The 2308-nt window shown below is 57.0% G+C and carries 2 rRNA genes (1 of these 2 running past the window's edge); both read left to right on the forward strand.

The features are described 5' to 3' along the window. Positions 1-1997 (forward strand): 23S ribosomal RNA (locus ACCD06_RS01975) (it extends 748 nt beyond the left edge of the window). A gap of 145 nt (positions 1998-2142) precedes the next feature. Further along, positions 2143-2258 (forward strand): 5S ribosomal RNA (rrf, locus tag ACCD06_RS01980). Positions 2259-2308: the final 50 nt, after the last annotated feature.

Below are 2308 nucleotides of genomic sequence, written 5' to 3' on the forward strand. Positions count from 1 at the left end.
ACCTGTGGCTAGGGGTGAAAGGCCAATCAAATCAGGAAATAGCTGGTTCTCCGCGAAAGCTATTTAGGTAGCGCGTCGGATATCACCTGCGGGGGTAGAGCACTGGATGGGCTAGGGGGGCGCGAGCCTTACCAAACCTAACCAAACTCCGAATACCGCAGAGTGCAGTCCGGCAGACAGACGGTGGGTGCTAAGGTCCATCGTCGAGAGGGAAACAGCCCAGACCGCCAGCTAAGGTCCCCAAATCACGGCTAAGTGGGAAAGGATGTGGGAAGGCCATGACAACCAGGAGGTTGGCTTAGAAGCAGCCATCCTTTAAAGAAAGCGTAATAGCTCACTGGTCTAGTTAAGCCGGCCTGCGCCGAAAATGTATCGGGGCTCAAGCCGTGTACCGAAGCTGCGGATGTGATCTTTGATCACGTGGTAGCGGAGCGTTCCGTAAGCCTGCGAAGGGTGTCCGTGAGGCCGCCTGGAGGTATCGGAAGTGAGAATGCTGACATGAGTAGCGACAAACAGTGTGAGAAACACTGTCGCCGAAAGTCCAAGGGTTCCTGCGCAAGGTTAATCCACGCAGGGTGAGCCGGCCCCTAAGGCGAGGCCGAAAGGCGTAGTCGATGGGAACCACGTTAATACTCGTGGGCCTGGCGGAGGTGACGGATTGGAAAGCGTGTATGTCCTTATCGGATTGGACATGCTGTGGACCGGTTCCAGGAAATAGCCCCGCCGTATAGACCGTACCCCAAACCGACACAGGTGGACTGGTAGAGTATACCCAGGCGCTTGAGAGAATGGTGTTGAAGGAACTCGGCAAATTGCCCTCGTAACTTCGGAAGAAGAGGGCCCCGTTGTGGCGCAAGCCATGGCGGGGGGCACAGACCAGGGGGTAGCGACTGTTTACTAAAAACACAGGGCTCTGCGAAGCCACACAAGGCGACGTATAGGGTCTGACGCCTGCCCGGTGCCGGAAGGTTAAGAGGAGAGGTGCAAGCCTTGAATTGAAGCCCCGGTAAACGGCGGCCGTAACTATAACGGTCCTAAGGTAGCGAAATTCCTTGTCGGGTAAGTTCCGACCTGCACGAATGGCGTAACGACTTCCCCGCTGTCTCCAACACCAACTCAGCGAAATTGAACTCTCCGTGAAGATGCGGAGTTCCCGCGGTCAGACGGAAAGACCCCGTGCACCTTTACTACAGCTTTGCAGTGGTGCTAGGGACTTCATGTGTAGGATAGGTGGGAGGCTTGGAAGCATGGGCGCCAGCTCGTGTGGAGCCATCCTTGAAATACCACCCTTGAAGTCTCTGGCATCTAACCGTGGCCCGTTACCCGGGTCCGGGACCCTGCATGGCGGGTAGTTTGACTGGGGCGGTCGCCTCCCAAAGTGTAACGGAGGCGCGCGATGGTGGGCTCAGAGCGGTCGGAAATCGCTCGTCGAGTGCAATGGCATAAGCCCGCCTGACTGCAAGACTGACAAGTCGAGCAGAGACGAAAGTCGGCCATAGTGATCCGGTGGCTCCACGTGGACGGGCCATCGCTCAACGGATAAAAGGTACGCCGGGGATAACAGGCTGATGACTCCCAAGAGTCCATATCGACGGAGTCGTTTGGCACCTCGATGTCGGCTCATCACATCCTGGGGCTGGAGCAGGTCCCAAGGGTTCGGCTGTTCGCCGATTAAAGTGGTACGTGAGCTGGGTTTAGAACGTCGTGAGACAGTTCGGTCCCTATCTGCCGTGGGTGTCGGAGTTTTGCGAGGATCTGTCCCTAGTACGAGAGGACCGGGATGGACATACCTCTGGTGCACCGGTTGTCACGCCAGTGGCATGGCCGGGTAGCTAAGTATGGACGGGATAACCGCTGAAAGCATCTAAGCGGGAAACCCACCTCTAAACCAGAGCTCCCTTGAGAGCCGTGACAGACCATCACGTCGATAGGAGGCATGTGGACGGGCAGCAATGCTCGAAGCTAAGCCTTACTAATCGCTCGATCGGCTTGATCTCACCCCCACAAACCGCGCCATGCGCAGCAGCAAGCCTGCTCAAAACAGCAGCCTTGACAGCACGCACAGCCGTTCGATACTCCTCCCTCACTTGCACTGAACAAGCTTAGCGCTTCGGAAGACGCGTCGGTCTTGAGCCTTGGTGACCTGGTGGTCATGGCGAGGTGTCAAACACCCGATCCCATCCCGAACTCGGCCGTGAAAAGCCTCCGCGCCAATGGTACTGCGTCTTAAGACGTGGGAGAGTAGGTCGCCGCCAGGTCACCAAGCCTCAAGAGACGCTCAATCACGAAGCATAAGCTTGCATCTTCA

This window comes from Azospirillum sp. CT11-132 (assembly GCF_047302835.1).
In the GTDB taxonomy this organism is placed as follows: Bacteria; Pseudomonadota; Alphaproteobacteria; order Azospirillales; family Azospirillaceae; genus Azospirillum.